The organism is Micromonospora sp. M51, assembly GCF_018070305.1.
Taxonomy (GTDB): Bacteria; Actinomycetota; Actinomycetes; order Mycobacteriales; family Micromonosporaceae; genus Micromonospora; species Micromonospora parva.
Genome location: NZ_JAGPXZ010000433.1, coordinates 1 through 5,195 on the forward strand (window position 1 = coordinate 1; position 5,195 = coordinate 5,195).

The window sequence follows — 5,195 nt, forward strand, 5'->3', positions numbered from 1 at the left end:
CGTTGAACGCGGCGTTCTCCGACGTCGAGGTCGCCGAGCAGGTGCGGGCGGGTCGGCTGCTGCGGGCGGCCAGCTACGCCGGCTTCGGTGAGGTGCCCCGGCCACAACTGCGGCTGGTCACCGGAGACGGCGAGGAGCCCGACGAGGAACGCCCGGCCCGCCGACCCGGCGCCCAGCGAGGGCGACCCGAGGCGGCACCCCGTACGGATCGGGCGGCCGAGCGGGCCGAGCGGGCCGCGCAGCGGGCGGCCCGAGCCGAGCGGGCCCGGCAGCGCCGCGCCCTGGACCGCGAGTTGGCGAAGGCCCAGGCCGACCAGGAGCGGGCCGAGGCGGAACTGACCAAGGCGACCGGGCAGGAGCGCGACGGTGCGGCCGTACTCGATGGGCTTGAGGCGGAGCTGGCCGAGCTGGAGCGGCGGCGCGCGGTCGCCGAGCAGGATCTCAGCCGGGCCAAGCTCGCCCGGCGGGCCGCCGAGCGGGCGGTCACCGTGGCCCGGCGCCGCGCCGGGGAGGTCGAGGCGGCCATCGAGGCACTGGCGGCCGAAGAGGGGGATGCGGACGCGGGCGGTGGCGCGGCAGACTGAGCATTGATGGACGACGACGAGTGCGCGGGCCGTGCACGGTGGGTGGCCGTGGATCGGGGCGTGGTCGGGCGCGGCGGTTCGGGCCGCGCGAAGAGGGCCCCGCGGTGACTCCGGAGCAGGTCGCGGCTGCCAGCAAGCCCGTCGTGCTCGACCTGGGCGACGCCTTCAGCCGGGACCCGACCACGTTGCGCCGGGCCCGACTGCTCGGCATCTCCGGGTGGGCCTTCTACATCAGCGGCCGGGCCGGCGCGCTCGGCGATGTGCGGGCCGAGACGGCCGCCGCCGCCCTCGGGTTCATCGCCCCGGACGCCGTCGCCGACGGTTGGGACGCCGCCGCCCGGGTCGTCCCGCCGTTCCAGGTGGCCGCCGCGAGCCTCGCCGAATGCTGCCGGTGGGGGGCGCAGCAGCTCGGCCCCCTGCCCGGTGCCGAACGCCTGTCCGCGCTCGTCGAGCGGGCCGTCGTCGCGGCCGACGCCAGCGGGATGCCGCTCTTCGCCGCGTGGCGGGCCATGCCCCTTCCGGACCTCTCTCCCGGGGCCCGCAGCGCCGCCGGGCTGCGGCTGCTCCGGGAACACTTCACCGGCGCCTACCTGCTCGCGGTACGGGCCGCCGGGATGACTCCGCTGGAGGCGGTGCTGGCCGGGCCGGAGGGGGAGGCCGGGGCGGTGGCCTGCGGGTGGCCGCCGCCGTACCCGCCGATCGGGCCGCTGGTGCGCCGCCGGCTCTGGGCGGAGGCGGTGACCAACCGGTTGGCCGCGCCGGCGTTCACCGCCCTCGGGCCCGCCGACGGCGCCGAGTTGGTGGAGTTGCTGCACCGCACCCGGGTCGACCTCGGCTGAGCCTCCGCCAGCCGGAAAATGGGCGGCGCCCCGGCGGCTCGGCTGCCAGGATGTCCTGCCGTGACCCTTCCCGCTGGTTGGACAACGCGCCGCCCCACCCTCGACGACGTGCCGGCGATCCTCGCGGTGGTGCACGCCGCCGACACCTTCGCCATCGGCCACCCCGACTTCGACGCCGAGGACGTCACGGCGTCACTGACCGCCAGCCACTTCGACCCGACCCGGGACTCCTGGTTGGCGATCGACCCGGACGACACAGTGGTCGGCTGGGCGACGGTGGACAACCCGAGCGGGGTGGGCCGGGAGTTCGTGGAGGTCTACGTCGAGCCGGTGCGGGGCGCCGCCGTCCGCGCGCCGCTGCTGGTTCGCCAACTGGACCGGGTCGCCGAACGCGCGGCCGAGCGGGGGTTGCCGTCGCTCACCGTCCGCTGCGCGGTCTTCGCCCCCGAACATGACTGGGAACAGACCCTTCGCGCGCTCGGTTTCGCCCGCGTCAAGCGGTACGTCCGAATGAGCCGACCGTTGGACGATCTGCCCGACGAGCCGGCCGCACCCGCGGGCGTGACCGTGCGGCAGGTCCGCCCGGACCACGAGACCGACCTGGTGGAGTTCCACCGGATCTACGAGGCCGCCTTCGGTGACACCCCGGACCACGAACCGTTGTCGTACGAGCGGTGGCGGGCCCGCATCGGCGACCTGACCGCCTGGGACGAGTGGTTCGTCGCCGAGGTGGACGGGGTGCCGGTCGGCGCGTTGCAGTCCTCGGATCAGGCACTCGACCAACAGTCGGGCTGGGTGAAGACCCTGTCGGTGCTGTCCGCGTACCGTCGCCGGGGTGTGGGTGCGGCGCTGCTGCGCCGCGCCTTCGCCCGCTACGCCGAGAAGGGGCGGAAGTCGGCCGGTCTGGGCGTCGACCTCACCAACCCGACCGCCCCGCTGTCGCTCTACCGGTCGGTGGGCCTGCGGGAAACCCACTGGACCGACATGTACGAACGGTCCGTCCCGGCGGCCCGTGTGTGATTGACGACCCCGGGCGGGCCCGACCGGCCCCGCGGTCGACAGCGGTAGCAGACTGGAGGCGTGCGATACGCGCTGCTACGCCGACGCGGTGCCGGTGGGGCGGGCCCGCAACTCGGTGACGTAGTCGTCCGGGGCGCCCGCCTTCTCGGCGGCGTTCGCGATCTCCGACAGGTACCACGAGGTCGGCAGGCCACCCTCGTACCCGTTGAAGACGTAGATCCACGCGGTCACGTCGCCGTCGAGGGTGGAAACCCGGACGTGCAGCTTGCGGTACGTCCCGGCGGCGACGCCCTCCAACTCGTCGAGCTGCTCGGCGTCGTACGGGTGGATGTCGTAGAGCGCCACGAAGACCCGGTCACCGGGAGACTCGACGAGGGTGCTCACCGCACCCTCCCAGCCGATCACGTCCGCCCCGGCGAAGGTCAGCCGCCAGCCCTCCAGCCAGCCGGTGCCCACCATCGGCGAATGCGGACAGTAGGCACGCATCCGGGCGGGGTCGAGATTTGAGCCGTAGGCGGCGTGATGACGCACGGCGATGACGATAGCCCGGCCGACGGGTGGGGGAGAATACGACAGTGCGTGTCGAACGCGTTCGGGAGAAGAAAGTCACTGTGAGCATGGACGAAGGGCGAACGCTGTGAGCCAGATCGTGATCATCGGTGGGGGGCCGGCCGGGTACGAGGCGGCACTGGTCGCCGCCCAGCTGGATGCCGATGTCACCGTGGTGGAGGCCGACGGGGCCGGCGGCGCCTGCGTGCTCTCCGACTGCGTACCGTCGAAGACCTTCATCGCCAGCTCGGGGGTGGTCACCGGATACCGGGACACCGAGGAGTTCGGGGTGCACTCGGACGGCCTGGAGGCGGTCACCGTCGACGCGCGGGCGGTGCACGAGCGGGTCAAGCGGCTGGCCCTGGCGCAGTCCGCTGACATTCACGCCAAGCTGCTGAAGGCGGGCGTCACCTTCGTGGCCGGCACCGCCCGGCTCGGCGAGGACTCCCTCGGGCACACCCACCGGGTCGTCGTCAGCCCCGCCGACGGCGGCGAGGAGTACTCGATCGACGCGTCCACCGTGCTGGTGGCCACCGGCTCGACACCCCGTCAGCTGCCCACCGCCGTACCGGACGGTGAGCGCATCCTGACCTGGCGACAGGTGTACGACCTGCCGGAGCTGCCCGAGCACCTGATCGTCGTCGGGTCCGGCGTGACCGGTGCGGAGTTCGCCAGCGCGTACCTGGCCATGGGGGTCGAGGTGACCCTGGTCTCCAGCCGCGACCGGGTGATGCCCCACGAGGACGCCGACGCCGCCTCCGCGATCGAGCGGGTGTTCCGCAACCGGGGCATGGAGATCCTCAACAACTCCCGGGCCGACGCGGTCCGGCGTACCGCCGACGGCGTCGAGGTGGAACTCTCCGACGGCCGTAAGGTGACCGGCTCGCACGCGCTGATCACCGTCGGGTCGATCCCGAACACCGCCAACCTGGGCCTGACCGAGTACGGGGTGCAGCTGGGCCGGGGCGGCTACGTGACAGTCGACAGGGCCTCCCGGACCAACGTGCCCGGCATCTACGCCGCCGGAGACTGCACCGGCGTGCTGCTGCTGGCCAGCGTCGCCGCCATGCAGGGCCGGATCGCCATGTGGCACGCGCTCGGCGAGGCGGTCCGCCCGCTGCGGCTGCGGACCGTCGCGGCGAACGTCTTCACCGATCCCGAACTGGCCACGGTGGGTGTCTCGCAGGACGAGGTGGACGCGGGCAAGGTGCCGGCCCGACAGGTGATGCTGCCGTTGTCCGGCAACGCCCGGGCCAAGATGGACGACCTCTCCGACGGCTTCGTGAAGTTGTTCTGCCGCCCGGCCAGTGGTCAGGTGATCGGTGGTGTGGTGGTCGCTCCGAAGGCCAGCGAGCTGATCCTGCCCATCACCATGGCGGTGGAGAACAACCTCACCGTCAACGAGCTGGCCCAGACCATCACCATCTACCCCTCGTTGTCCGGCTCGATCACCGAGGCGGCCCGCCAGCTCATGCTGCACGAGCTGGAGTAGCCGCCCCTTCTCGACGATCGTGGAGTTGTGGTGGGTGGTTCACGCCACGATGCCCCCTTGGTGAGGTGCCACAACTCCATGATCGACGGCCGCGCGGGTCTGGGCCAGCGCGATGGTCGCCAGCACTGCCACCTCGGTGACGATGAGCAGTCGCTCGGCCAGGCCGATCAGCAGACGGTCGCCGGGGTAGGCGGACCAGATCATCGCCGCCGCCAGGGTCAGGCTCAGCAGGACGAGGGTGCGTAGCATTCGGGCGACCGGCGCCAGCTCGGATCGACGGGCGAGCAGCCAACCGGCCGCCGGCAGTGCCAGAAAGGCGACCACCGAGGCGTACCGGTGCACGTAGGCCGCCGTGGTCATGGCGGTGCCTGGCTCGTTCGTCGGCACCACCGCGGCCAGGAGCAGCCCGGTCACCCACGCGCCGAGCAGCAGGTCGGTTGCCGGGGCGGGCCGTGCCGGCGCGGCGCGACGCAGTCCGTACAGCAGCGCCACGGTGGCGAGCGCCAGCACCACCATGGCGACGTCGATCACGCCGCCGCGGTCGGAGACGGCGAAGTCGCTGATGGTCAACGCCCAGGGGTTGAGGTCGTCGTTGACTTCGAGGTGACCGATGACGGTGAGCAGCGCCGCCAGGGCGATCCCGCCCAGGGCCAGCAGACCGGTACTCCGGGTTCCAGGCATGCCTCAGCCTGTCGCCGTGGGCACCCCAGC

Annotated in this window: 5 protein-coding genes and 1 pseudogene; 4 read left to right on the plus strand and 2 right to left on the minus strand. The window is 72.8% G+C overall.

The features are described from left to right. The 3 genes and pseudogenes from KBX53_RS21360 to KBX53_RS21370 all read left to right on the plus strand — a co-directional run. Nucleotides 1–584: pseudogene (locus KBX53_RS21360) on the plus strand (hypothetical protein); the annotation flags it as partial. A gap of 104 nt (nucleotides 585–688) precedes the next feature. Further along, entirely contained in the window at nucleotides 689–1,423 is a 735-nt protein-coding gene (locus tag KBX53_RS21365; RefSeq protein WP_030328958.1) for a hypothetical protein, read from the plus strand. 60 nt (nucleotides 1,424–1,483) lie between these two features. Next, nucleotides 1,484–2,443, plus strand: a complete 960-nt coding sequence (locus tag KBX53_RS21370; protein WP_210861232.1) for a GNAT family N-acetyltransferase — start codon at nucleotides 1,484–1,486, stop codon at nucleotides 2,441–2,443. Between the two features lie 75 nt (nucleotides 2,444–2,518). Here KBX53_RS21370 and KBX53_RS21375 read toward each other — a convergent pair whose 3' ends face one another. Beyond that, the gene (locus KBX53_RS21375; RefSeq protein WP_030328953.1) at nucleotides 2,519–2,974 is read right to left on the minus strand and encodes a gamma-glutamylcyclotransferase; all 456 of its coding nucleotides are present in this window, start codon (nucleotides 2,972–2,974) and stop codon (nucleotides 2,519–2,521) included. A gap of 106 nt (nucleotides 2,975–3,080) precedes the next feature. On the opposite strand from KBX53_RS21375, the gene KBX53_RS21380 reads away from it, so the two are divergent. Continuing rightward, nucleotides 3,081–4,484 carry an NAD(P)H-quinone dehydrogenase gene (locus tag KBX53_RS21380; RefSeq protein ID WP_030328951.1) on the plus strand — a complete coding sequence of 468 codons (1,404 nt, stop codon included), beginning with the start codon at nucleotides 3,081–3,083 and terminating at the stop codon, nucleotides 4,482–4,484. Between the two features lie 39 nt (nucleotides 4,485–4,523). Here the strand turns inward: KBX53_RS21380 and KBX53_RS21385 are convergent, their stop codons facing one another. Next, nucleotides 4,524–5,165, minus strand: coding sequence for a DUF998 domain-containing protein (locus KBX53_RS21385; RefSeq protein WP_210861233.1), 642 nt, complete (start codon nucleotides 5,163–5,165; stop codon nucleotides 4,524–4,526). Nucleotides 5,166–5,195: the final 30 nt, after the last annotated feature.